This window comes from Pseudomonas bharatica CSV86 (assembly GCF_000319305.2).
GTDB lineage: Bacteria > Pseudomonadota > Gammaproteobacteria > Pseudomonadales > Pseudomonadaceae > Aquipseudomonas > Aquipseudomonas bharatica.
Genome location: NZ_AMWJ02000007.1, coordinates 185813 through 209935, shown reverse-complemented (window position 1 = coordinate 209935; position 24123 = coordinate 185813). Strand labels below are relative to the sequence as shown.

22 protein-coding genes and 1 pseudogene are annotated in these 24123 nt (G+C 64.6%); 9 read left to right on the top strand and 14 right to left on the bottom strand.

The annotated features are described in order from the left end of the window. Nucleotide 1 precedes the first annotated feature (1 nt). The 9 genes and pseudogenes from CSV86_RS30480 to CSV86_RS30440 all read right to left on the bottom strand — a co-directional run bounded on the left by CSV86_RS30480 (nucleotide 2) and on the right by CSV86_RS30440 (nucleotide 10177). Nucleotides 2-1354: an APC family permease gene (locus tag CSV86_RS30480; protein WP_009394925.1), complete on the bottom strand. Its 1353-nt coding sequence runs from the start codon at nucleotides 1352-1354 to the stop codon at nucleotides 2-4. Between the two features lie 252 nt (nucleotides 1355-1606). Then, nucleotides 1607-2376: pseudogene (locus CSV86_RS30475) on the bottom strand (IclR family transcriptional regulator). 143 nt (nucleotides 2377-2519) lie between these two features. After that, nucleotides 2520-3089, bottom strand: a complete 570-nt coding sequence (locus tag CSV86_RS30470) for a sarcosine oxidase subunit gamma (protein WP_009394923.1) — start codon at nucleotides 3087-3089, stop codon at nucleotides 2520-2522. Between the two features lie 3 nt (nucleotides 3090-3092). Then, nucleotides 3093-5990, bottom strand: a complete 2898-nt coding sequence (locus tag CSV86_RS30465) for a 2Fe-2S iron-sulfur cluster-binding protein (protein WP_009394922.1) — start codon at nucleotides 5988-5990, stop codon at nucleotides 3093-3095. Next, nucleotides 5987-6286, bottom strand: a complete 300-nt coding sequence (locus CSV86_RS30460) for a sarcosine oxidase subunit delta (protein ID WP_009394921.1) — start codon at nucleotides 6284-6286, stop codon at nucleotides 5987-5989. The genes CSV86_RS30465 and CSV86_RS30460 overlap by 4 nt, the downstream gene beginning before the upstream one ends. Before the next feature lie 10 nt (nucleotides 6287-6296). Further along, nucleotides 6297-7538, bottom strand: a complete 1242-nt coding sequence (locus tag CSV86_RS30455) for an FAD-dependent oxidoreductase (RefSeq protein ID WP_009394920.1) — start codon at nucleotides 7536-7538, stop codon at nucleotides 6297-6299. Then, entirely contained in the window at nucleotides 7520-8413 is an 894-nt protein-coding gene (folD, locus tag CSV86_RS30450; RefSeq protein ID WP_009394919.1) for a bifunctional methylenetetrahydrofolate dehydrogenase/methenyltetrahydrofolate cyclohydrolase FolD, read from the bottom strand. Before folD ends, CSV86_RS30455 begins: the two co-directional genes overlap by 19 nt. Further along, nucleotides 8410-9276, bottom strand: coding sequence for a formyltetrahydrofolate deformylase (gene purU / locus CSV86_RS30445; protein ID WP_009394918.1), 867 nt, complete (start codon nucleotides 9274-9276; stop codon nucleotides 8410-8412). Before purU ends, folD begins: the two co-directional genes overlap by 4 nt. Nucleotides 9277-9583: 307 nt before the next feature. Beyond that, on the bottom strand, nucleotides 9584-10177 hold the full coding sequence (locus CSV86_RS30440; RefSeq protein ID WP_009394917.1) for a helix-turn-helix domain-containing protein: 594 nt from the start codon (nucleotides 10175-10177) through the stop codon (nucleotides 9584-9586). Between the two features lie 294 nt (nucleotides 10178-10471). Between CSV86_RS30440 and glnT the strand changes: the two genes are divergently transcribed. The 4 genes from glnT to CSV86_RS30420 are packed head-to-tail and all read left to right on the top strand — an operon-like array spanning nucleotide 10472 to nucleotide 14776. Continuing rightward, on the top strand, nucleotides 10472-11806 hold the full coding sequence (glnT, locus tag CSV86_RS30435) for a type III glutamate--ammonia ligase (protein WP_009394916.1): 1335 nt from the start codon (nucleotides 10472-10474) through the stop codon (nucleotides 11804-11806). A 41-nt stretch (nucleotides 11807-11847) separates the two neighbouring features. After that, nucleotides 11848-12747, top strand: a complete 900-nt coding sequence (locus CSV86_RS30430; RefSeq protein ID WP_009394914.1) for a class II glutamine amidotransferase — start codon at nucleotides 11848-11850, stop codon at nucleotides 12745-12747. Nucleotides 12748-12758: 11 nt separating this feature from the next. Continuing rightward, the gene (locus CSV86_RS30425; protein WP_009394912.1) at nucleotides 12759-13433 is read left to right on the top strand and encodes a GltB/FmdC/FwdC-like GXGXG domain-containing protein; all 675 of its coding nucleotides are present in this window, start codon (nucleotides 12759-12761) and stop codon (nucleotides 13431-13433) included. 20 nt (nucleotides 13434-13453) lie between these two features. Beyond that, nucleotides 13454-14776 (top strand): FMN-binding glutamate synthase family protein, encoded by a 1323-nt coding sequence (locus CSV86_RS30420; RefSeq protein WP_009394911.1) that lies wholly within the window; start codon nucleotides 13454-13456, stop codon nucleotides 14774-14776. A 95-nt stretch (nucleotides 14777-14871) separates the two neighbouring features. Here CSV86_RS30420 and CSV86_RS30415 read toward each other — a convergent pair whose 3' ends face one another. Both CSV86_RS30415 and CSV86_RS30410 read right to left on the bottom strand, forming a co-directional pair. Continuing rightward, nucleotides 14872-15954: an endonuclease/exonuclease/phosphatase family protein gene (locus tag CSV86_RS30415; protein ID WP_009394910.1), complete on the bottom strand. Its 1083-nt coding sequence runs from the start codon at nucleotides 15952-15954 to the stop codon at nucleotides 14872-14874. Nucleotides 15955-16000: 46 nt separating this feature from the next. Further along, nucleotides 16001-16666, bottom strand: a complete 666-nt coding sequence (locus tag CSV86_RS30410) for a DUF7847 domain-containing protein (protein WP_009394909.1) — start codon at nucleotides 16664-16666, stop codon at nucleotides 16001-16003. 139 nt (nucleotides 16667-16805) lie between these two features. Between CSV86_RS30410 and CSV86_RS30405 the strand changes: the two genes are divergently transcribed. The 3 genes from CSV86_RS30405 to CSV86_RS30395 all read left to right on the top strand — a co-directional run bounded on the left by CSV86_RS30405 (nucleotide 16806) and on the right by CSV86_RS30395 (nucleotide 18837). Further along, the gene (locus CSV86_RS30405; protein WP_009394906.1) at nucleotides 16806-17504 is read left to right on the top strand and encodes a DUF2076 domain-containing protein; all 699 of its coding nucleotides are present in this window, start codon (nucleotides 16806-16808) and stop codon (nucleotides 17502-17504) included. Between the two features lie 187 nt (nucleotides 17505-17691). Further along, nucleotides 17692-18222, top strand: coding sequence for a LabA-like NYN domain-containing protein (locus tag CSV86_RS30400; RefSeq protein WP_170395326.1), 531 nt, complete (start codon nucleotides 17692-17694; stop codon nucleotides 18220-18222). Nucleotides 18223-18231: 9 nt separating this feature from the next. Beyond that, nucleotides 18232-18837, top strand: coding sequence for a 3'-5' exonuclease (locus CSV86_RS30395; protein WP_009394902.1), 606 nt, complete (start codon nucleotides 18232-18234; stop codon nucleotides 18835-18837). Here CSV86_RS30395 and CSV86_RS30390 read toward each other — a convergent pair. Then, nucleotides 18834-19283 carry an Lrp/AsnC family transcriptional regulator gene (locus CSV86_RS30390; protein WP_009394899.1) on the bottom strand — a complete coding sequence of 150 codons (450 nt, stop codon included), beginning with the start codon at nucleotides 19281-19283 and terminating at the stop codon, nucleotides 18834-18836. The genes CSV86_RS30395 and CSV86_RS30390 overlap by 4 nt on opposite strands. Nucleotides 19284-19426: 143 nt before the next feature. On the opposite strand from CSV86_RS30390, the gene yedA reads away from it, so the two are divergent. Both yedA and rhlE1 read left to right on the top strand, forming a co-directional pair. After that, a complete protein-coding gene (gene yedA / locus CSV86_RS30385) occupies nucleotides 19427-20350 on the top strand; it encodes a drug/metabolite exporter YedA (protein WP_037058608.1) in 924 nt (307 codons plus the stop codon). A gap of 58 nt (nucleotides 20351-20408) precedes the next feature. Continuing rightward, nucleotides 20409-21734 (top strand): RNA helicase RhlE1, encoded by a 1326-nt coding sequence (gene rhlE1, locus CSV86_RS30380; RefSeq protein ID WP_009394895.1) that lies wholly within the window; start codon nucleotides 20409-20411, stop codon nucleotides 21732-21734. 67 nt (nucleotides 21735-21801) lie between these two features. Here the strand turns inward: rhlE1 and CSV86_RS30375 are convergent, their stop codons facing one another. Both CSV86_RS30375 and CSV86_RS30370 read right to left on the bottom strand, forming a co-directional pair. Then, nucleotides 21802-23040, bottom strand: a complete 1239-nt coding sequence (locus CSV86_RS30375; RefSeq protein WP_009394894.1) for a TIGR03862 family flavoprotein — start codon at nucleotides 23038-23040, stop codon at nucleotides 21802-21804. A 151-nt stretch (nucleotides 23041-23191) separates the two neighbouring features. Further along, nucleotides 23192-24106, bottom strand: a complete 915-nt coding sequence (locus CSV86_RS30370; RefSeq protein ID WP_009394884.1) for a histone deacetylase family protein — start codon at nucleotides 24104-24106, stop codon at nucleotides 23192-23194. Nucleotides 24107-24123: the final 17 nt, after the last annotated feature.

Below are 24123 nucleotides of genomic sequence, written 5' to 3'. Positions count from 1 at the left end.
GTCAGCCAGCTTCTGAAAAATCGGCAACCTTCACCGTGCGGCGCAAGCCACCGGTCAGGACCAGCAGGTAGGCGATGCCAAGGCCGAACCAGGCCAGGCCGATGGTCAGGGTCAGGCTCGACAGGCTGGTCCACAGCCACAGCGTCAGGGCCAGGCCGACCAGCGGCACCAGGCCATGGAGCAGCAGGTTCTTCGCTTGCCCCTTGGCCAGCAGATGGGTGCGCAGCACCGCCATGTTCACCGCCGAGAACGCCACCAGGGCGCCGAAGCTGATCAGCGAGGCCAGGGTTTCCAGGCTGATTACCAGCGCTACCAGCGAGACCACCGACACCAGCAGCGTGGCGTTGACCGGGGTACCGAAGCGCGGCGACAGGGTGCCGAACAGGCGTTCGGGCAGCAGCCTGTCGCGGCCCATGCTGTAGATGATCCGCGATACCGCTGCCTGCGAGGCCAGCGCCGAGCCGAGGCTGCCGGCGACGAAGGCGGCGGTGAAGAAGTTGGCGAGGAACTGGCCGCCGATCTGCAGCATTACCTCGCTGGCCGCGGTGTCGGTATTGGTGAAGTGGCTACCGGGGATCGCCAGTTGGCTGAGGTAGGCGAGCAGGGTGAACAGGGCGCCGGCGACCAGGGTGGTTAGCATGATCGCCCGTGGCACATCACGGCGAGCGTCGCGGGTTTCCTCGGCCAGGGTGGACACCGCGTCGAACCCCAGGAACGACAGGCACAGGACGGCAGCGCCGGCCATCAACGGATCGAAGCCCGGCTGGCTGCCATCGCCGGCGAGCGGCGCCAGCCAGTCCACCGCAGCACCGCCCAACGACTTGCACGACAGCGCGATGAACACCGCGATGAAGATCACCTGGGCCCCGACGATCAGGTTGCTGGCCTTGGCGACCGAGCGGATGCCGATCACGTTGAGCACCGTCACCAGGCCGATCGAAACCAGCACGAACACCCAGGCCGGCACGGCGGGGAAGGCGATGTTCAGGAACAGCCCGATCAACAGGTAATTGATCATCGGGATGAACAGGTAGTCCAGCAGCAGCGACCAGCCGGCGAGGAAGCCGACATTCGCGCCGAAGGCGATGTTGGTATAGGAATAGGCCGAGCCGGCCACCGGGTAGCGCTTGACCATGATCCCGTAGGACGCCGCGGTGAACAGCATCGCCGCAAGTGTCACCAGGTAGGCTGCGGCGGTGCGGCCGCCGGTGGTCTCGGTAACTATGCCGTAGGTGGTGAAGATGGTCAGCGGGACCATGTAGACGAGCCCGAAGAAAACCAGCGCCGGAAGGCCGAGCACGCGGCGAAGTTGATCGTCGCCACCGGCCGTGGAGGTGTGATGCTGCTTGGTCATGAGTGTCCCTTGTATTTTTATAGGGCTGCACGCGCGAATCGCGAATGGGTGAGGTGGCGATACCTGCCGGTGGATCCGTGTTTGCGGCCTAGGCTAGCGGGGTGAGGAGGGAAAGAACATTGCAGTGGCGCAAAGAGTGGTTGCTGGTATGCCAATAGGAGTGACGGTGCTCTTTCGGATCTCATCGCTGGCAAGTCGGAGCGCCGAACCGCAGCTCCCACAGGGTTTTGCGGCGGATATCAGACCCCCTCCTCAGTCCCGATAACCCAAGGCCGCCGAAATCTCCCGGCTCGCCGCCAGCAGCGCCTGCAGAAAAGCCTCCTGCGCCGTCGTCGTGTCCATCACCGCATCCGGCCCCGACAGGTTGATCGCCGCGGTGATCGCGCCGCTATGATCGCGAACCCCGGCAGCGATGGCCGTCGAGTAATCCGACCGATGCAGCACCCATCCCGGGAGCGGTCCTCGGCAATCAGTTGCTGCAACTCCGGCAGGGTGCGTGGTGCCGGGGGCGGGTAATCATCCAGTCGCACATGCTGGTACAGCTGGCTCAGCGCGCCTTCGGTCAGCCCGGTCAGCAATACCCGGCCCAACGCCGTGCCGTGACAGGGCAGGCGCGTGCCGATGGGGATATTGACGGTCAGCCGCTGCGGCGCAAAGGCGCGATAAACGTAGAGGCTGTCGGTCTGTTCGCGAATGCTCAGGTGACACGACAGCGAGGTGCGGTCGCGCAGGTCATTGAGATAGGGCATTGCCACCTCGACGATGTCGCGGCTGGCGAGGTAGGCGAAGCCGTCGGAGATGACCCGGCTGCCCAGCTCGAAATCGCTGCGCCCGGCCTTGCGCAGGTAGCCCATGTCCACCAGCGTCTGCACGATGCGGTAGACGGCGGAAGGGCTGATTGCAAGGCGTTCGGCCATGTCCTGCATGCTCAGGCTGCGCTGGCGGGCGTTGAACATGCCGAGGATGGTCAGGCCACGCTGCAGGGCGGGAACTCGGTAGTCCAGGGGTTCGATGGCGGTCATGGTTGAAGTCCTGTGGTGACTGGGCGGGCCTCATCGCTGGCAAGCCAGCTCCCACAGGGTTTGGAGTCAGCCACATAATCTGTGCTCGACGCGGACCTTGTGGGAGCTGGCTTGCCAGCGATAGGGCCATCAGCAACGACAAATCAGCCGAGCAAGTTATCCAGGGCCACCGGCACCCCACCAAACTCCCCCATGGCATCCAGCACCGCAGCCTGGAAATACTCCAGCGAAGCCCGGTCACAGAGCAGATGGAACTTCGCCAATTCCGCGCTCCCGGCGTTGATCACGATGACATTCAAGCGTGCCACCGAGGTCTGCGCCACGCTCCCCACCGGGAACGCCTCGGCCCGCAGGTCCACGCCGCAGATCTTCGCCATCACCTCGGCCACATGCTTTCCGGACAACTGCAACCAGGCATGGCTGTCCTGCCGTGGCAGCAGGTAGTTGCGCTCCTCGCCCAACACCCAGCCCGCTTCTTCCGAGGCAAGCCGTTGCCCCCGGTCCGACAGGCTGCCCAGCAGGAAATATTCGGTCTGCGACAGCCGCGCCACCAGGGTTCCATCCCCGCACAGCACCGCCCGGTTGGGCGCCTCCGGCAAGGAGTAGCCGCTTGCCGTCAGCCATTGCGCGGCATCCAGGCCACGGAAACCCACCCGTGGCAGGTCGGTCAGGTCGATGAGCGCACAGCGCTCGATAGGATTGAGACTGGTCATGGCTCAGAGCTCCTGGCGCTGGTTGTCGGGATCGAAGAACGGCAGTTTCACCACGGTGGCCTGGACGATTTCGCCACCTTCCACACGGATCGGAATGCGCATCCCCGGCTCGGCCTGGTCGGCCCCGGCATAGGCCAGCCCGATGATTTGCCCCAGCGTGCTGGAGTATTCGCAGGAGGTGACGTTGCCGCTGATATCCGCGCCCTTGAGTACCAGGTGCCCCTCGAGCGGTTGCGAGCTGCCCTTGGGCAAGGTGAAGCCCACCAGCTTGCGCTTGAGCGGCTGGCGCTCGAGGATCTCGATGGAGCGCTTGCCGACGAAGAACGGCTTCTTGCGCCCGATCGCCCACTGCATGTCGATTTCGCCGGGATGGGTCATGCCGTCGGTGTCCTGGCTGATGATCACGTGTCCCTTCTCCAGGCGCAGCAAGCGCTGGCTTTCCACGCCGAACGGACGGATCCCGAACTCGGCGCCGGCCTCCATCAGCACATCCCAGAGCTTGCCGCCATGTCGGGCCGGCACGTGGATTTCGTAGCCCAGTTCACCGACGAAGCCGACCCGCATCAAGCGTGCCGGAATTCCCGAAACGCTGCCGGTACGCACGCCGAGGTAAGGGAAGCCTTCGGCCGAGAGGTCTACATCGCTGCAGATCTTTTCCATCACCTTGCGCGACAACGGCCCGGCCACGTTCACCGCTGCCAGCGCCGCGGTGACGTTGGCGATATCCACGTCCAGGCGCCATTGCGCATTCCACTTGAGCATCTGCTGGAAGATGCGGTCGACGCCGCTGGTGGTGGCGGTCACGTAGAAATGCCGCTCGGACAGGCGTGCAACCACACCATCGTCGATCACCACGCCATGCTCGTTGGTCATCAGCCCGTAGCGGGTCCGGCCGACCGGTTGCTTGTTGAACGGCATGGTGTACATACGCTCCAGCAGTTCGGCGGCATCCGGGCCGCGCACGTCCAGGCCGCCCAGGGTCGAGACGTCGATCAGGCCGACCTTTTCCCGTACATGCCGGACTTCTTCCTGCATGCAGCGCTCGCGCTCATCCGCCTTGCCGTAGTAGGCGGGACGCTGCCAGATACCGGCAGGCATCAGCTTGGCACCTGCGGCCACATGGCGGCTGTGCATGGCCGTATGGCGATACGGATCGAAGGCGCGACCGGCCACATGGGCCAGCTTCTCCGCTTCGAACGGCGGACGCGCCGTGGTCACGCCGGTCTCGCTGATGCTGCGCTGGGTCGCCTGGGCCACCAGGCGTGCCGTCGGCAGCGCCGAGTGACGGCCTTGCGAGGGGCCCATGCCCACCGTGGAGAAGCGCTTGACCAACTGCACGTCGCGATAACCATGGCGCGTGGCGTTGACGATATCGCGCACTTGCAGGTCCTCGTCGAAGTCGACGAAATCCTTGCCTTTGGGGTGAGCGAAGATCGGCCATTCGAAGTTGACCCGGGCCTCGCCGGTGAAGTCTGCGCTGCCCACGCCAGGCTCCAGACCCAGTGCCTGCACGGCGGCAGCCGCGACCCGGCTGCCATCGAGCAGCACGTTGTCCAGTTGATGCCGGCCGTTCACCGAGCCGGCGACGCTGAGGCCATCCGGCAGGCCGGTGATGGCGAACTCGGCGCGATGCTCATCGTAGGCCAGCTTGCCGCCGGCCTGGCACAACAACTGGTACACCGGCATGTAGCCTGCCGACATGCACAGCAGGTCGCAGGCGAGCGTCAGGCCCTGCCCGGCCACCTGGCCTTGGGCCGTGATGCGGCGAATCTCCACGCCACTGACGTGGCGCATGCCTTTGTCGTGCAGCGCCTCGTACACCGTGCTGCCCAGGTGCAGCGCAATCCCGCGTTTCTCCAGTGCCACTTTCAATGCCGCATCGGCTGGCTGCACCCGCATGTCCACCAGCGCTGCCACCTGCACACCCTGGTCGGCCAGATCGAGCGCGGCGAGGTAACCGTCATCGTTGCCGGTCAGCACCACGGCGCATTTGCCCGGCTTGACCGCATACAGCTTCATCAGGCGCTGCGCCGCACTGGCGAGCATCACACCCGGCAGGTCGTTGTTGCGGAACACCACCGGCTGGTCGAAGGAGCCTGCGGCGACGATGCATTGCTTCGCCCGTACCTTGTACATGCGCTTGCCCTGGATCACCGGCAGGTAGTTGTCGGTGAACCAGGCATTGCAGGTGGCCTGGGTCAGTACCTGGATATTGGCGTGGCCTTGCACGGCGGCGAGCAGTTCGTGGCGCAGGGCGTCGGCGCGCCGGCCTTCGGCGTCGAAGCGGGCGTAGGTCAGCGAGCCGCCGAGCACCGGCTGCTGTTCGATCAGCAGCACCCGGGCGCCGGCGTTGGCCGCGGTGAGTGAAGCGCTGAGGCCCGCCGGGCCCGCGCCGACCACGGCCACGTCAACGAAGAGATAAGCCTTGTCGTAGTACTGCGGCTTGAAGTTCAAGTCCAGCACGCCGAGCCCCGCCTTCTTGCGAATCAGCGGTTCCCAGATCTTCCACATGCCCTTGGGCTTGAAGAACGAACGGTAGTAGAAGCCCACCGGCATGAAGCGCGAGAACTTGCCGAGGTACGCGTCGCGGTCGCTGTCCAGCGAGCCGTTGAAGTTCTGTCCGGTGACGGTCATCCCGGCCGCCAGGCCTTGGGCATCGGCCAGCACGTTGGGTTCGTCCGGCAGTTGCACCAGGGTGTTGGCATCCTGCCCGGCCATGGTCAGCGGGCCGCGCGGGCGGTGGTACTTGAACGAACGCGACAGCAACCAGCGGCCATTGGCAAGCAGGGCACTGGCGATGCTGTCGCCGGCGAAACCCTGGTAGTCGGTGCCATCGAAACTGAAACGCAGGGGCTGATCGCGGTCGATCAGCAGGCCCATCGGGGCGGCCAGGCGGCTCATGCGACGCCCTCCTCATGGGCCTTGAACTCGACCCGCTGGTTGAACACTTCCTTCGCGTCGAAGGTGCGAATGATCTGGTCGGTGACCGTGTGGCGCTCGGCGAGGAACCAGTAGCTGGAGGCGTTGTGCATCCACCACTCGCGCACCACCCCGGCCTCGTTGTCGCTGTTGAACACGTAGTCGGCCCACTCGGCGTCGCTGCACGTGGCCGGGTCGGGCATCACCTTGAATTCGCCGCCGTAGGTGAACTCGCTGATGTTTCTTGGCCCGTTGAGCGGGCAATTCATGATCTTCATGGGATTCCCCTTAGTGGCTGGCCGCGGTGGCGCCCATTTCGTTGACTTGCTGGAAGGTGCTGAAGCGCTCCAGGGCGAACGGCTTGATCAGCTCCGGCACGCGGCCGCCGCTGGCGACCAGCTCGGCCATGGTCTTGCCGCAGATCGGCGTGGACTTGAAGCCCCAGGTGCCCCAGCCGGCGTCGAGGTAGTAATTCTTCACCGGCGACAGGCCCATGATCGGGCTGTAGTCCGGGGTCATGTCGGTGATCCCGGCCCACTGCCGCATCAGCCTGGCGTTGGCCATGAACGGGAACATCTCGATGGCATGGGCCAGCAGGCTTTCCTTGAGGTCCAGGGTCGAGCGGGTGTTGTACAGCGGGTACGGGTCGGAGCCACCGCCGAAGACGATCTCGCCACGGCTGGTCTGCTGCACGTAGCAGTGCAGGGCCGAGGAACTCACCAACGGATCGAGGAACGGTTTGAACGGCTGGGTGACCATGGCCTGCAACGGGTAGGTGTGGATCGGCGCGCGGATCCCGGCTTTCTTCAGCATCAGCGAGCTGGCGCCGGCAATGGCCTGCACCGCGCAGCCGCATTTCACCGTGCCGCGGTTGGTCTTCACGGCGGTGATGCGACCGTTCTCGATGACCAGGTCCTGGACTTCGGTGAGCTGGTGGATTTCCACGCCGCGCTTGGCGGCCTGCTTGGCGTAGCCCCAGGCCACGGCGTCGTGGCGGGCGGTGGCGCCGTCGATATGCCAGAGGCCGGCGAGCACCGGGATATGGCCCGGGTCGAGGTTCAGGGTGGGAACCAGTTCGCGGATCTGCTGGCGGTCGATCATCTCGGTACGCCCGCCGAAGTGCTTGTTCACTTCCGCACGCTGGCGGAAGGCGCGCACCGTGGCGTCGGTGTGGGCGAGAGTCAGTTGGCCGCGCTCGGAATACATGATGTTGAAGTCGAACTCGTTGGACAGCTCCTGGAACAGCCGCACCGACTCGATATAGAAGCGCACGCCTTCGCTGGTCAGGTAATTGGAGCGGATCACCGCCGTGTTGCGCGCTGTGTTGCCGCCACCCAGGTAGGACTTCTCCAGCACCGCGACATTGGTGATGCCGTGGTACTTCGCCAGGTAATAGGCGATGGCCAGGCCATGGCCGCCGCCGCCGATGATCACCACGTCGTAGGAAGACTTCAGCTCGGTTGGCGGCGGCAGGTCGACCTCCGCCGGGTACTCGGAACTCAGGCCGTATTTCAGGAGATTGAAGGGCATGGTGCCTCCTGCTGCAGGCGCGCGGCGGTCAGGGTGTTTTTCATCAGGAAGGCAATGGTCATCGGGCCGACGCCGCCGGGTACCGGGGTGATGGCCGCGACCTTGGGCAGGGCGCTGTCGAAGTCTACGTCGCCGACCAAGCGCGAGCGCTCGCCCTCGGTGATGCGGTTGATGCCGACATCGATCACCACCGCGCCGGGCTTGAGCCAGTCGGCGTCGACCAGGCGCGGGCGGCCGACGGCGGCGACGACGATATCCGCCTGGCGGCACAGCTCCTTCAGATTAGCGCTGCGCGAATGAACCACGGTCACCGTGCAATGGGCCTTGAGCAGCAGGGCGGCCATGGGCTTGCCGACGATGTTGGAGCGGCCGATGACCACGGCGTGCTTGCCGCTGAGGTCGCCCATGCTGTCCTCCAGCAGGCGCATGCAGCCGGCAGGTGTGCAGGGGGTGAGCACGTCGCGGCCCTGGCTGAGGCCACCGACGTTCTCGGCGTGGAAACCATCGACGTCCTTGAGCGGGTCGATGGCCTGGAGCACCCGGGTTTCATCGATATGGGCCGGCAGCGGCAGTTGCACAAGGATGCCATGGACGCTGGCGTCGGCATTCAGCTCGCCGATCAGGGCGAGCAGGGTGGCCTCGCTGGTGTCGGCCGGCAGCCGGTGCTCCTCGGAGCGAATGCCGCATTCCTCGGCGCGCAGCACCTTGTTGCGCACGTAGACCTGGCTGGCCGGGTCCTGGCCGACGAGGATCACCGTCAGTGCGGGGGCGATGCCCTGGTTCTTCATGGCCGCGACCTGCGTCTTCACTTCCGCGATCACGCGGGCAGCGGCGGCCTTGCCGTCGATCAGCTTGATGGGGGCTGGAGTATTCACCGGAAGATCACCGTACGGTCGCCATTGAGGAAGACCCGGTGCTCGAGGTGGTATTTCACCGCCTTGGACAGGGCCACTGTTTCGGTATCGCGGCCGACACTCACCAGGTCGTCGGCGAGGTAGGCGTGGTCCACGCGTTGCACTTCCTGTTCGATGATCGGCCCTTCGTCGAGATCGGAGGTGACGTAGTGGGCGGTGGCGCCGATCAGCTTGACGCCGCGGGCATAGGCCTGGTGGTACGGCTTGGCGCCCTTGAAGCCGGGCAGGAACGAGTGGTGGATGTTGATGGCGCGGCCGGCAAGCTGTTTGCAGAGGTCATCGGAGAGGATCTGCATGTAGCGGGCCAGTACCACCAGTTCGGTCCCGGTTTCCTCGATGATCTGCAGCAGGGCCGATTCCTGGCGGGACTTGGTGTCCTTGGTCACCGGCAGGTAGATGAAGCGGATGCCTTCGCGCTCGGCCATGGGGCGCAGGTCGAGGTGGTTGGAGACGATGGCGGTGATCTGCATGTCCATCTCGCCCTTGTGGTGGCGGTAGAGCAGGTCGGCCAGGCAATGATCGTATTTGCTCACCATCAGCAGCACGCGCATCGGCTGGTTGCTGCCGTGCAGGCTCCACTCCATGTCCAGGCGCCTGGCCACGGCATCGAAGCCTTGCTCGACCTCGTCGATGTCGCCTTCGTAGTTGTCGTTGAAACGGAACACCGCGCGCATGAAGAAGCGCCCGCTGGTGTCGTCGTCGAACTGCGACATCTCGCTGATGTAGCAGCCTTTTTCCGCCAGGTAGGTGGTGACCGCCGCGACGATGCCGGAGGTGGCCGGACAGCTGATCTTGAGGATGTAGTGGCTGGTGGCGTGATGCATTTCGGGTCCTCGGATGAAGTGGCGGCAGCGGTCGCAAGGCGGAAATTTCAGCGGTGAAGCGGTATTTGATCGGTGAAAATTATTTATTCGTGGGAATAAAATATTCCTTTTGCGCTTTTATAGGCGAAAGGAAGGTGCAGGTCTAGCCTGTGGGGAAAATTTTTATCTTGGCAGGAAACTGAAGGGCAGGGGATGTTTGTGGTGGGGCTCAGGGCCCTATCGCTGGCAAGCCAGCTCCCACAGGGATCCGAGCAGCCTGTGGGAGCTGGGTTGCCAGCGATGAGGCCCTGAAGAGCACTAGAGAACTTCAGTCATTCCCATAGTTCATGATCGACAACAACCTGATCGGCACCTGCACCAGTTTCTCCGGCCCATGGGGCACATCGCCGTCGAAGGTCAGGCTGTCGCCGGCCTGCATGGGGTACAGCTGGTTGCCATGCCGGTACACCAGTTCGCCCTCCAGCAGATGCAGGAACTCGGTGCCCGGGTGGGCGAAGGTGGGGAACTCCTCACTCGCATCGTCCATGGTCACCATGTACGCCTCGAAGTTCTTTTTCGGCCCGCGGGTGTGGTTGAGCAGGTGATAGGTATGGCCTTTCTCGGTCCCGCGCCTTACCACTTCCAGGCCCTCGCCGCTCTTGACCAGGATTGCGCTGCCATCGGGCTGGTCGTACTGGCTGAACAGCTTGGACATGGGCATGCCCAGCACGTCGCACAGGCGGCTGAGGATATCCAGGCTGGTGGACACCTGGGCGTTCTCGATCTTGCTCAGCATGCCCTGGCTGATTCCGGCGATGCGCGCGACATCCGCCAGCTTCAGTTCCTGCGCCTGGCGCTCGCGACGTATCTGCATGCCCAGGTACTGCTCCAGGCGAAGGCGGGGTGGGTTCTCGGTGGTCACGGTCGGTCGATCCTGCTTGTTTTCGGTTCAGGAAAATTAATTTCGCACTGAGAAAGTGCAAAAAATCCCGACCTGGCGTGAGTGATGGTCGGGACTTTCCTCGGATGAAAGAGAGTTTCCCATATAAACAGCAGGCCGGTGCAACGCCGGGGCCATTTCTTCCTGTGTCTTGAAAACTGGCAAGCGCCTTGCATTCCTGTCAGGAAACTAAATTTCCTTGTTGGAATCAGCCTCACCCGAACCTTGTTCTCCTGCCTTATTCGACCGCCTTGCCCTTTTCAGGAGTGAAGACCCATGTTGCCAGTTGAAACGCAGCGCATCATCGAACAGCACGGCATCAAGTACGTGCTGGCCCAGTTCGTCGATATCCATGGCGCCGCGAAGACAAAGTCCGTCCCGGTCACCGGCCTCAAGGCGGTCGCCGAGGATGGCGCCGGCTTTGCCGGTTTCGCCATCTGCGGCATGGGCATGGAACCCCACGGCCCGGACTTCATGGCCCGTGGCGATCTCTCCACCCTGATTCCGGTGCCCTGGCAGCCAGGCTACGGGCGCATCGTCTGCATCGGCCATGTCAACGGCGAGCCCTGGCCGTATGACACCCGCTATGTCCTGCAACAGCAGGTCGAGCGCCTGAAAGCCAAGGGCTGGACCCTGAACACCGGCCTGGAACCCGAATTCAGCCTGTTCCGCCGCGATGCCGGCGGCAAGCTGCAACTGGTGGACGCCTCCGATAACCTCGACAAGCCCTGCTACGACTACAAGGGCCTGTCCCGTTCCCGCGAATTCCTCGAACGCCTGACCGAAGCCCTGCAACCGGTGGGCTTCGACATCTACCAGATCGACCACGAGGACGCCAACGGCCAGTTCGAGATCAACTACACCTACAGCGACGCCATGGAATCGGCGGACCGCTTCACCTTCTTCCGCATGGCCGCCGGCGAGATCGCCAACGACATGGGCATGATCTGCTCGTTCATGCCCAAGCCCGACCCCAAGCGCGCCGGCAACGGCATGCACTTCCACCTGTCGATCGCCAGCGCCAGCAACAAGAACCTGTTCCATGACGCCAGCGACCCGAGCGGCATGGGCCTGTCGAAGCTGGCCTACCACTTCGCCGCCGGCCTGCTGGCCCACGGCCCGGCCCTGTGTGCCTTCGCCGCGCCGACCGTGAACTCCTACAAGCGCCTGGTCGTCGGCCGCTCGCTGTCCGGCTCGACCTGGGCCCCGGCCTTCGTCGCCTTCGGCGCCAACAACCGCTCGGCCATGGTCCGCGTGCCTTATGGCCGCCTCGAATTCCGCCTGCCCGATGCCGGCTGCAACCCGTACCTGGTGACCGCCGCGATCATCGCCGCCGGCCTCGACGGCATCGAGCGCCAGCTTGAGCCGGACTTCGTCTGCAACGAGAACCTCTACTCCCTCAGCCTCGAGGAAATCGCTGCCCGCGGCATCAAGACCCTGCCGCAATCGCTCAAGGAAGCCACCGACGCCCTGGCCGCCAACCCGCTGTTCCGCGAGGTGCTGGGCGCCGAGATCGTCGACGAGTTCATCCGCCAGAAGCGCATGGAATGGGTGGAATACAGCCGTCACGTCTCCGACTGGGAGATCCAGCGCTACACCGAATTTTTCTGATTACCGAATTCCCGATTCATCTGCCCCAAGGAGACAACGCCATGTGCGGAATCGTAGGTCTGTACCTGAAGAAGCCCGAGCTCGAAGGCCAGCTCGGCAAACTGTTCGAACCGATGCTCGAAGCCATGACCGATCGCGGTCCGGACAGCGCCGGCTTTGCCATCTACGGTGATGAAGTGGCCGATGGCTGGGTCAAGCTGACCCTGCAGGCCGCTGATACCAGCTTCGACTGGAAGGCCCTGATGGGCGAACTGGAAGGCCGTCTCGGCTGCTCGCTGGACTGGTTCCAGAATGCCAGTGCCGCCGTGCTCAAGGCCCACAGCGCCGAGGAGCCGGTACGCGCCGCGCTCGCCGAACTGGCCCCCGACGTACGCATCATGAGCGCCGGCCAGAGCATCGAGATCCTCAAGGGCATGGGCCTGCCGCGGGAAATCTCCGAGCGCTTCGGCCTGGCGGGCATGAAGGGCAGCCACATTATCGGTCACACCCGCATGGCCACCGAAAGCGCGGTGACCATGGAAGGCAGCCACCCGTTCTCCACCGGCGCCGACCTGTGCCTGGTGCACAACGGCTCGCTCTCCAACCACTTCCGCCTGCGCCAGGAACTCAAGCGCGAAGGCATCACCTTCGAAACCGACAACGATACCGAGGTCGCCGCCGGCTACCTGACCTGGCGCCTGCGCCAGGGCGACAGCCTCAAGGAAGCGCTGGACAAGTCCCTCGAAGACCTCGACGGCTTCTTCACCTTCGCCATCGGCACCCGCAACGGCTTTGCCGTGATCCGCGACCCGATCGCCTGCAAGCCGGCGATCCTCGCCGAAACCGACGACTACGTCGCCATGGCCTCCGAGTACCAGGCCCTGGCCAGCCTGCCGGGCATCGACAAAGCCAAAGTGTGGGAACCCGAACCCGCCACCATGTACATCTGGGAACGTGCCTGAGGAGCATCCATATGAAAACCATCGACCTGTCCAGCGCCTCGGTGCGTGAACTGAACCAGACCTTGCACGGCGAGGTGCAGGACCGCGAGTGGGTTGTGACCCACCCGGACGGCAAGCACAACCTGGCGGTCGGCCTGAACCAGGCCGTCAGCATCGATATCCAGGGGCATGCCGGTTACTACTGCGCCGGGATGAACCAGAAGGCCAGTATCACCGTGCACGGCAACGTTGGCGTGGGCGTCGCGGAAAACATGATGTCCGGCTCGGTGCGGGTCAAGGGCAGCGCGTCCCAGGCTGCCGGCGCCACCGCCCATGGCGGGCTGCTGGTGATCGAAGGCGATGCCGGCGCCCGCTGCGGGATTTCCATGAAAGGCGTGGACATCGTGGTCGGTGGCAGCATCGGCCATATGAGCTGCTTCATGGCCCAGGCCGGGCGCCTTGTGGTGTGCGGCGATGCCGGCGACGCCCTGGGCGACTCGCTGTACGAGACCCGCATCTACGTCAAGGGCGAGGTCAAGTCGCTGGGCTCGGACTGCATCGAGAAGGAAATGCGCGCCGAGCACCTGGCCGAACTGGCCGAACTGCTCAACCGCGCCGGCTTCCCCGAAGACCCGGCCAGCTTCAAGCGCTACGGCTCGGCCCGCCAGCTGTACAACTTCAAAGTCGATAACGCATCCGCGTACTGATCCGCGGCGAGGACATTCACATGAGCGAAAAGAACACTCCCGTGCTGCGCGAATCGGCCACCTTCGATCGCCTGACCATCCAGGAAATCCAGCGCGCCGCCGAAACCGGCATCTATGACATCCGCGGTGGCGGCACCAAGCGCAAGCTGCCGCACTTCGACGACCTGCTGCTGCTCGGCGCCTCGGTGTCCCGTTACCCGCTGGAAGGCTATCGCGAGAAGTGCGGTACCGACGTAGTGCTCGGCACCCGCTTCGCGAAGAAGCCGATCCACCTGAAGATTCCGGTGACCATCGCCGGCATGAGCTTCGGCGCGCTGTCGGCCAACGCCAAGGAAGCCCTGGGTCGTGGCGCCAGCATCGCCGGTACCAGCACCACCACCGGCGACGGCGGCATGACCCCGGAGGAGCGTGGCCAGTCGCAGCATCTGGTGTACCAGTACCTGCCGTCGCGCTACGGCATGAATCCGGATGACCTGCGCAAGGCCGATGCCATCGAGATCGTCCTCGGCCAGGGCGCCAAGCCGGGCGGCGGCGGCATGCTGCTGGGCATGAAGGTCACCGAGCGCGTGGCCGGCATGCGCACCCTGCCGATCGGCGTGGACCAGCGCAGCGCCTGCCGTCACCCGGACTGGACCGGCCCGGACGACCTGGCGATCAAGATCGCCGAACTGCGCGAAATCACCGATTGGGAAAAGCCGATCTACGTCAAGATCGGCGCCAGCCGCCCGTACTACGACGTCAAGCTGGCGGTGAAGGCCGGGGCCGATGTGATCGTGCTCGATGGCATGCAAGGTGGTACCGCGGCGACCCAGGAAGTGTTCATCGAGCATGTCGGCATTCCGATCCTGCCGGCCATTCCGCAAGCGGTGCAGGCGCTGCAGGAAATGGGCATGCACCGCAAGGTCCAACTGATCGTTTCCGGCGGTATCCGCAATGGCGCGGACGTGGCCAAGGCCATGGCCCTGGGCGCCGATGCGGTGGCCATCGGTACCGCGGCACTGGTGGCGCTGGGCGATAACCATCCGCGCCTGGACGAGGAATTGAAGAAGATCGGTTCGGCGGCGGGTTACTACGACGACTGGCAGAACGGACGTGACCCGGCGGGGATCACTACCCAGGATCCGGAACTGTCCAAGCGTCTCGATCCGGTGGAGGCGGGGCGGCGCCTGGCCAACTACCTGCGGGTGCTGGTGCTGGAAGCGCAGACCATGGCCCGGGCCTGTGGCAAGTCGCACCTGCACAACCTCGATCCTGAAGACCTGGTGGCGCTGACCGTGGAAGCGGCGGCGATGGCCCGGGTACCGCTGGCCGGAACCAGTTGGGTGCCGGGGCAGCAGTACTGATCTGAAATCGAGGTTGTTCTTTCGGGCCTCATCGCTGGCAAGCCAGCTCCCACAGAACCTGTGGGAGCTGGCTTGCCAGCGATAGGGCTCGAAAATCAGGATTGAGGAGGAACAGGCAATAAAAGCCGGGCACTCACCGGCAGATGATCAGAGATCTCCAGGGTATCCTGCTGCAACACCCCAGCCTCCAACCGCCGCAGTTTCGGACTATGGAACAGGTAATCCAGCGTCCGGTCCGGCCCTTCCAGCCGCGGGTCATTGGGGAAATGCGTCAGCCACTTCTCCCGATCCGCCCCCGTCGCCTCGGCATTCGCCGGAATCATCGGGTACTTGTCCCACAACAGGTGCAGTTCGCTATCAGCGGAATACAGCGGCTGTTGCTCGGGCTTGAGCCGGCGATGCTGCCCCAGTGGCACCAGGTTGAAATCCCCGCCCAACAGCCACGGCGTGCCCTGGCGTTCGAACTGATCGACCAGCTTCTCCAGCGCCTGAACCTGGCGCAGTTGTACATCGCTGCCGGCTTCGTGCTTCGACAGCCGGGTGTTGAGCACCGCCAGTTGCCCGTCGCCCATCGGCAGGTAACTTACCAGCACCGCCGGTTGCGGCTTGAGCAGGCGGCTAAGGACATTGTCCTGGGCCATCGGCAATTGCACCCGCTGCGCGCGCTGTATCGGATAACGGCTCAGGGTCGCCAAGGTTCGCCCGACACTTCCGGCGATGTGCACGTCCGGCACGAATTCGGCCTTCCAGTCGTAGGCCTGCACGGCACAGGGATACAGATCGGCGAGGCGTTCGCGCAGGAGGGCAAGCTGGTCCTGGTAGTCGCTGGCCTTGGCGCCCTTGTCCAGTTCCTGGAGCAGGACGATATCCGGCTGTTCGGCACGGATGACCCGGGCGACTTCATCGAGGCTGAAGGCGAGGTCTTCCCCGGTGGGGCGGGTATCGTCGCCGCGGGCCTCGTCGTACCAGAACACGTAGCGCTTGCCCGCCAGGTACTGCACGTTCCAGGTCATCACTTTCAACGGTTGCCCCGGCAGCAGCGCCTGGCCGGGGCCGGCGCAGGCGACCGGCAGGTCTTCCAGTGGCTCCGCCCGCCAGCTTGCCTGGAAGGCCAGCAGCCAGAGCAGGACGGTGATCGACAGCAAGGACAGCAAGACGTTGCGCAGTAGTCGGGTCATCGGGCTCGCACGGGTCAGGGTAGACGGTTGAGCATAGTCGCCGGGTTCAGGAACGTGCCGCTGGCGCCTCGCTGATCAGCATGTACAGGCGGAACAGGACCACGGTGCTGAACAGTTGCAGGAAGCTGTTGATCACACTGACCAGCAGTTCCAGGAGCGGGTTCACTTCCTCGGGCAGCAGCCCCAGGGTGATGCCGTTGAACAGGTACAGCGGCGCCATCACGCCGAGCATGCACACCAGGATGCGCCAGAAGTTGCCACGGACCATCTGGAAGCTCTCGCGCATGGCCGCGACCGGGGCCATGCCGCGCAGCACCAGCAGGTATTCGGCGAACACCAGGTTGGTCATCACCCAGATGCCCGGGAGGATGAACAGCGAGATGCCGAACATGATCAGCAGCGAGCTGAGCGCCACCAGCAGGGCGAACGACGGCCACAATTGCAGGGCGCGGGCCAGCAGGTTGCGCTTGAGCGGCTCGTGGCCGTCGCTGCGGGCATCGAGGTAGAGGATCAGCGCAGCGCTGTACAACGGGTAGAACAGCAGCCCGACCAGCAGGCCGTAGCTCATCGAGGCATCCTTGCCCAGTTGGCCGTAGAGCAACTGGACGCACAGCGCCTCGAGGATCACCAGCGGCAGGCACAGCGCGGCGATGCTGACCAGGTGGCGGCGGAAGAAGTACAGGGAGTCGCGCAGAACGGTGAGCGGATTCATGGGTCGATTTCGAAGTCCAAAGCAGGCGTCACTTTAGCTCAGGGGTCGAACCTGAACAAAGTTTCATGGGCGGGTGCGGTTGAAAGCGCCATGCTTGTCCCAATCTTCACTGCAACCCGTATTACAGAGAGGTCGCCACATGAACCACGAAGAGCAAACCCTGATCGAAGGCCTGTTCGCCAGGCTGCGTCAGGCCGAGGCCGAAGGCGCCCCGCGCGATGCCCAGGCCCAGGCGCATATCGCCAGTCTGGTTCAGCAGCATGCGGCGGCGCCTTACTACATGGCCCAGGCGATCCTGGTCCAGGAAGCGGCGCTCAAGCGCATGGACGAGCAGAATCGCCAGCTCCAGGCCGAGCTGGCGCAGGCCAAGACAGCCGCTAGCGCACCGGCCCCGCAGCAACAGGGCGGCGGCGGGTTCCTGTCGAGCCTGTTCGGGTCGTCCAGCCCGCGCCCGGCGGCTGCACCGGCTCCTGCGCCTGCGCCGTCGAGTGGTGGTGGCTGGCGCGATGGCCCGGGTGTGGCGCCGCAATCCAACTGGGGCGCACCGCCTGCGCCCCAAGCCGCACCGGCGCGCAGTGGCGCCAGCAGTTTCCTTGGCGGCGCCTTGCAGACTGCAGCCGGCGTGGCCGGTGGCGTGATGCTGGCGCAAGGTATCAGCAGCCTGTTCCATCACAACTCGCAGCCGGAGGAGATCGTCGAGGTCATCAAGGAAGAGCCGGCCCAGGTCAATGACCAGGGCGGCGGCTGGAATGATGACAGCCAGCGCTATGTGGCGGATGACAGCGGCAGCTATGGCGACGATGGTGGCGGGTTCTTCTCGGACGACGATTACGTCTGAGGATCTTCATTGCGCTTGAGGGCCTCATCGCTGGCAAGCCAGCTCCCACAGGTACAGCATTGTTCTTGAGGTCAGAGGTGAGCTTGTGGCATCCACAGGTACTGCACTGGGTTTGAAGCCGGCGGTGAACCTGTGGGAGCTGGCTTGCCAGCGATGAGGCCCTCGAATCCACTGCAAGCCCCTCGGCATGTCATACTCCCTCCCTTTGCCACCCAAGGCCCGGTCTCGAAGGAGGGGTTCAGTGAAGAAAATCGCGTTGTTCGTCGATGTCCAGAACCTCTACTACACCGTGCGCCAGGCCTATGGCTGCCATTTCAACTACGCCGCTTTCTGGAAGGACGTGAGCCGTGACGGCGAGATCGTCGAGGCCATTGCCTACGCCATCGACCGTGGCGACGCCAAGCAGCAGTTCCAGCAGATCCTGCGCAACCTCGGTTTCACCGTGAAGCTCAAGCCCTACATCCAGCGTGCCGACGGCTCGGCCAAGGGCGACTGGGACGTGGGCATCACCCTCGATGTGGTGGACGCCGCGCCCCGGGTCGACCGGGTGGTGCTGGCTTCCGGTGACGGTGATTTCGACCTGCTCCTGGAGCGGGTGATCCAGCGCCATGGCGTCGAGGCGGTGGCCTATGGCGTCCCCGGCCTGACCGCCCATTCGCTGATCCGCGCCGCGTCCCGCTATGTGCCCATCGAAGGCGCGCTGCTGCTTAAACACTGAGGTTTTTTCGTGGAACGTATCGCTGTCATCGACTTTGAAACCACCGGCATCACCCCTGGCGCCGGCTGCCGCGCCACCGAGGTGGCAGTGGTGATGCTCGAGCGCGGATGCATCGTCGAACGCTACCAGAGCCTGATGAACGCCGGCGTGCCGGTGCCGGCCTTCGTCGCCGGGCTGACCGGCATCACCACCGCCATGCTGCGCAGCGCGCCACCGGTGGACCGGGTGATGAACGAAGTGGCCGAGTTCGTCGGTGACACCCCATTGCTGGCGCACAATGCGGCCTTCGACCAGAAATTCTGGGACTACGAACTGAGTCGCATCGGCCGCAACCGCAGCCAATCCTTCGCCTGTTCCTTGCTGTTGTCGCGGCGCCTGCTGCCGGCGGCACCGAACCACAAGCTCGGTACCCTGACCCGCTGGGCGGGCCTGCCTGACACCGGCACCGCGCACCGGGCCATGGCCGACGCCGAGATGGCCGCGAACCTGCTGCAACACCTGGTCGGTGAACTGCGCCAGACCCACGGTATCCAGGAGCTGTCCCACGCCTTCCTGTGCCGCCTGCAGAAAGTCCCCGCCGCGAAGATCCGCGAAACCCTGGTCAGATACCGCTAGGCCTTCTTCTCCAACTGCGCCAGGGGCACCCGCCGCTCCACGGCGCTGGAGAGGATAATCGAAGTCTTGCTGAAGCCGAACTGCGCCACCCGGTTGATCAACTCTTCCAGCTCCGGCATCGAGCCCACCGCTGCCTGCATGATCACGCACGGATCACCGGTCACCCGGTGGCATTCGGTGAGCTGGGGAATCTGCGTCAGCGCCTCATAGGCCTGCTGGTTGCCGTGGCTGGCCAGGCGCAGTTCGATCACGCACTGGATCGGCAGGCCGATCTTGCTCATGTCCACTTTCGCCTGGTAGCCGGTGATTACTCCGCTGGCCTCGAGTTTCGCCACACGTTCCGCGACTGCCGGCGCAGACAGGTTGACCGTGCGTGCGAGCTGGGCGAAGGAGGCGCGGCCGTTGTCGAGAAGCGCGGCGAGAAGCATGCGATCGTATTTGTCCATGGGCATCTTGTGAAAAAGAAGGAAAAGGCCTGGTAGATCCGTTTTTTCGAAAGTCCAGGTGCCTGATAAGCGTTTTTTGAAACTTAATTTTGCCGGTGAAGCTTTTTAAAATAGCGCCACAACTACTCGAATACGAGCTTTCCATGCCTGCCTCCCGTCGTTCTCCCTGGATGTTGATCGGTGCCTTCCTCGCCCTGTACCTGGTCTGGGGCTCCACCTACCTGGCCATTCGCATCGGTGTGGAGTCCTGGCCGCCGATGCTGATGGCGGGATTGCGCTTCATCATTGCCGGCGGAGTGATGTACGGCTTCCTGCGCTGGCGCGGGGTGCCGGCGCCGACCTGGCAGCAATGGAAGGCCGCAGGGGCAATCGGTTTCCTCCTGCTCAGTTGCGGCAACGGCGGCGTGACGGTGGCCGAGCATGCCGGGGTCGCCTCGGGTGTGGCCGCGCTGGCGGTCGCCACCGTGCCGCTGTTCACCTTGCTTTTCGGCCTGTTCTGGGGCCATCGCAATACCCGTCTGGAATGGGCCGGGATCTTCCTGGGGCTGGTCGGTATCGCCTTGCTCAACCTGGGCTCCAACCTCCAGGCCAGCCCGATGGGCGCGGCGCTGATCCTGTTTGCCGCTGCGTCCTGGGCCTTCGGTTCGGTGTGGAGCAAGAGCCTGCCGCTGCCTCAGGGGCCGATGGCCAGTGCGGCGGAAATGCTGGTGGGCGGTGTTGTCCTGCTGGCCGGCAGTTTCTTCAGCGGCGAGCGCCTGACCCATATGCCCAGCGCCGCTGGCTGGGGCGCGCTGGCCTACCTGGTGGTGTTCGGTTCGATCATCGCCTTCAGCGCCTACATGTACCTGCTCAAGCATGTGCGCCCGGCGGCTGCCACCAGCTATGCCTACGTCAACCCGGCGGTGGCGGTATTGCTGGGGATCCTGTTCGCCGGTGAAGAGATCGGCGCCGAGGAATGCCTGGCCATGGCGGTGATCATCGGCGCCGTGGTGCTGATCGGTATTCCGCAGTGGCGCAAGACGCCGCAGGTGCCGGTGGTCGAGGGCGAGATGTCCGGGACTCGGTGATCCGGCGCCGAACAGGGTAGACTTCGCGCCATTGCACGAAGCCCCTGACGGTATTTCCATGACATTCGCCAAACTCGGCCTGATCGAACCGCTGCTGCGCGCCCTCGACGGCCTGAACTACAACACCCCGACGCCGGTCCAGGCCCAGGCGATCCCGGCCGTATTGGCCGGCCGCGACCTGATGGCCGCAGCCCAGACCGGCACCGGCAAGACTGCCGGTTTCGCCTTGCCGCTGCTGCAGCGCCTGACCCTCGAAGGCGCCCAGGTCGCCGCCAACTCGGTGCGCGCCCTGGTGCTGGTGCCGACCCGCGAACTGGCCGAGCAGGTTCACGCGAACATCCGCGAATACGCCGAGCACCTGCCGCTGCGCACCTACGCGGTGTACGGCGGGGTCAGCATCAACCCGCAGATGATGAAGCTGCGCAAGGGTATCGACCTGCTGGTGGCGACCCCGGGCCGCCTGCTCGACCTGTTCCGCCAGAACGCGGTGAAGTTCAACCAGCTCCAGGCCCTGGTGCTGGACGAAGCCGACCGCATGCTCGACCTCGGTTTTGCCGAGGAACTGCGTTCGATCTACGCCGCCTTGCCGGTCAAGCGCCAGACCCTGCTGTTCTCCGCCACCTTCTCCGACGAGATCCGCCTGATGGCCGGGCAGATGCTCGCCAATCCGCTGAGCGTCGAAGTCAGCCCGCGCAACGTCACGGCGAGCACGGTGAAGCAGTGGATCGTCACTGTGGATAAAAAGCGCAAGGCCGAACTGTTCTGCCATCTGCTGCGCAAGCAGCGCTGGAGCCAGGTGCTGGTGTTCGCCAAGACCCGCAACGGCGTGGACCAGCTGGTCGAGCGTCTGCTTGGCATGGGCATCAATGCCGACGGCATCCACGGCGACCGTCCGCAGGCGACCCGCCAGCGTGCGCTGGACAGCTTCAAGGCGCGGGAAGTGCAGATCCTGGTGGCCACCGATGTGGCGGCGCGGGGGCTGGATATCGATGATTTGCCGCTGGTGGTCAACTTCGACCTGCCGATCGTGGCCGAGGACTATGTCCACCGTATCGGTCGTACTGGCCGGGCGGGAAATACCGGTGAAGCGATTTCCCTGGTATGTGCCGACGAAGTGCAGTTGCTCTCGGCGATCGAGACCCTGACCCGCAAGACCCTGCCGCGCCATGACGAGCCGGGCTTCGAGCCGGATCACCGGGTGCCGGTGACCGATGCCAGCGGGCAGATCCTGAAGAAGCCGAAAAAACCGAAGAAGCCCAAGGCGGGCGGAGCCAAGGGTAGCCTGGGACGCTGGATGGACAGCGGTGACGCACCGGTGGCGCCGGCCAAGGCGGTGCGCAAGGTACCGTCGTTCAATACCGGGCCGAAAAAGCGCAAGCCCTGAGGTCTTCTGTCGCCTGTAATGGCCTAATCGCTGGCTTGCCAGCGATAGGGCCAGTGAAGGCAACCCATCAATCCCTGCCAAGCCACTCCAGCACCGCCAACCCGGCCCTCTTGCCACTGGCAAAACAGGCCGTCAGCAGATATCCCCCGGTAGGCGCCTCCCAGTCCAGCATCTCCCCGGCACAGAACACCCCTGGCACCTGCTTGAGCATCAACCCTTCGTCCATCGCCTCGAAGCGCACCCCGCCAGCGGTACTGATCGCCTCATCCAGCGGTCGCGCACGCACCAGTACGATGGGCAGGGCCTTGATCGCCGCCGCCAGCTTCTGCGGATCGGCGAATACCTCCGGGCCGGTCAGCTCGCGCAGCAGCGAGGCCTTCACCCCGTCGAGCCCCAGTTGCCCGTGAAGATGTTTCGCCATCGACCGCGACCCACGCGGCTTGCTCAACGCGGCAGCAATCTTGTCCACAGCCTTGTTCGGCAGCAGGTCCAGCAACAACGTGGCCTGGCCGTCACGGTTGATGGTTTCGCGAATCTGCGCCGACCAGGCATAGACCAGGCTGCCTTCCACCCCGCCTTCGGTCAGGACGAACTCGCCCAGTCGCAGTGCCTGCCCCGGCAGGCTCAAGGCGATGTTCTTCAACGGTGCGCCGGCGAATTTCTGCTTGAGCAGATCGCTCCAGGCTGCGACCTCGAAGCCGCTGTTGGCTGCCTGCAATGGAGCGATGTCCACGCCCCGTTCGGTCAGCCAGGGTAGCCAGGCGCCGTCCGAGCCCAGGCGTGCCCAGCTGCCACCGCCGAGGGCGAGGATCGTGGCGTCGGGCCGGATCGCCAGTTCACCCTGTGGATAACCAATCCGCAGCGCGCCTTCGTCGTTCCATCCGAGCCAGCGGTGCCTGGTGTGGATAACTACTCCGGCGTCGCGCAGGCGCTTGAGCCAGGCACGCAATAGCGGTGCGGCCTTCATGTCGGTGGGAAAAACCCGACCCGACGTACCGACGAAGGTCGTTATCCCCAACCCATGAATCCACTCCCGCAAGGCATCGGCATCGAAGCCCTGTAGCAACGCGCCGATCTCGCCGCTGCGCTCGGCGTAACGGGAGACGAAATCCGAGTAGGCTTCGGAGTGGGTGATATTCATCCCGCCCACCCCGGCCAGGAGGAACTTGCGCCCCACCGAAGGCATGGCGTCGTACAGATCGATCCGGACTCCGGCCAGGGCCAGGACTTCGGCCGCCATCAGGCCGGCGGGGCCGCCGCCGATAATGGCGACGTGGGCAGGGGCGGTGGTGCGGGAATCGGTCATGGTGGCGGCAGGCTGGGGATAAGTAGGCCGCGCATTCTACCCGAGGCGAGGCGGGCAGGGCACTGTACAAAAAACGATCAAGCGCCGTGCAGCCCCGGTTTCACGGGGGCTGCACGGCTTTCCCGCAGGTTATCCACAAGCGGTTCCACAGTCATTGTGGGTAATCCAGCACCCGTTGCGCGCTGTGATGGAGGATGCCGTGGCGTCGGGCCAGGGCCTCGCGGTCCTTGCTGTAGCCGCCGCCGATCACCCCGACCACCGGGATATCCCGGCCCAGGCAGTGGCGCAGTACGCAAGTATCACGGGCGGCGACGCCGGCATCGGTCAGTTGCAAATAGCCGAGGGCGTCGTCCTTGTGCACATCGACCCCGGCGTCGTACAGCACCAGGTCTGGCTGGTACAGCGGCAGCAGGTAGTTCAGGGCGTCGTCGACGATCTTCAGGTATTCGCTATCGCCCATGCCCCGGTGCAGTGGGATATCCCAGTCGCTGCGGGCCTTGCGGACCGGGAAGTTCTGTTCGCAGTGCAGGGATACGGTGATCGCGTCCGCGGTGTGTTCGAGGATCCGCGCCGTGCCGTCGCCCTGGTGCACGTCGCAATCGAAGATCAGCACGCGGTGCACCCTTCCGGCTTCCAGCAGGTAATGGCTGATCACCGCCAGGTCGTTGAAGATGCAGAAGCCTGCCGGATGATCGTAATGGGCATGGTGGGTGCCGCCGGCCAGGTGGCAGGCGATGCCGTGCTGCAGCGCCAGTTCGGCGGCCAGCAGCGAACCGCCCACCGCGCGCACGGTGCGCCGGGCCAGCGCCTCGCTCCAGGGCAGGCCAAGGCGACGCTGGTCCTCGCGGGACAGTTCGCCGTTCATGTAGCGCTCGATATAGGCGCGATCATGGGCCAGGGCGAGGATGTCGTTGGGACAGATGTCCGGGCGATGCAGCTCCGCGTCGGTCGTCAGGCCGCTGGCGATCAGGTGGTCGTGCAGCAGGCGGAACTTGTCCATCGGGAAGCGGTGCCCGGCGGGGAATTCCGGACTGTAGTCATCGTGGTAAACAAGAGGCAGGCGCATGGCGGGTCCGGCGATGG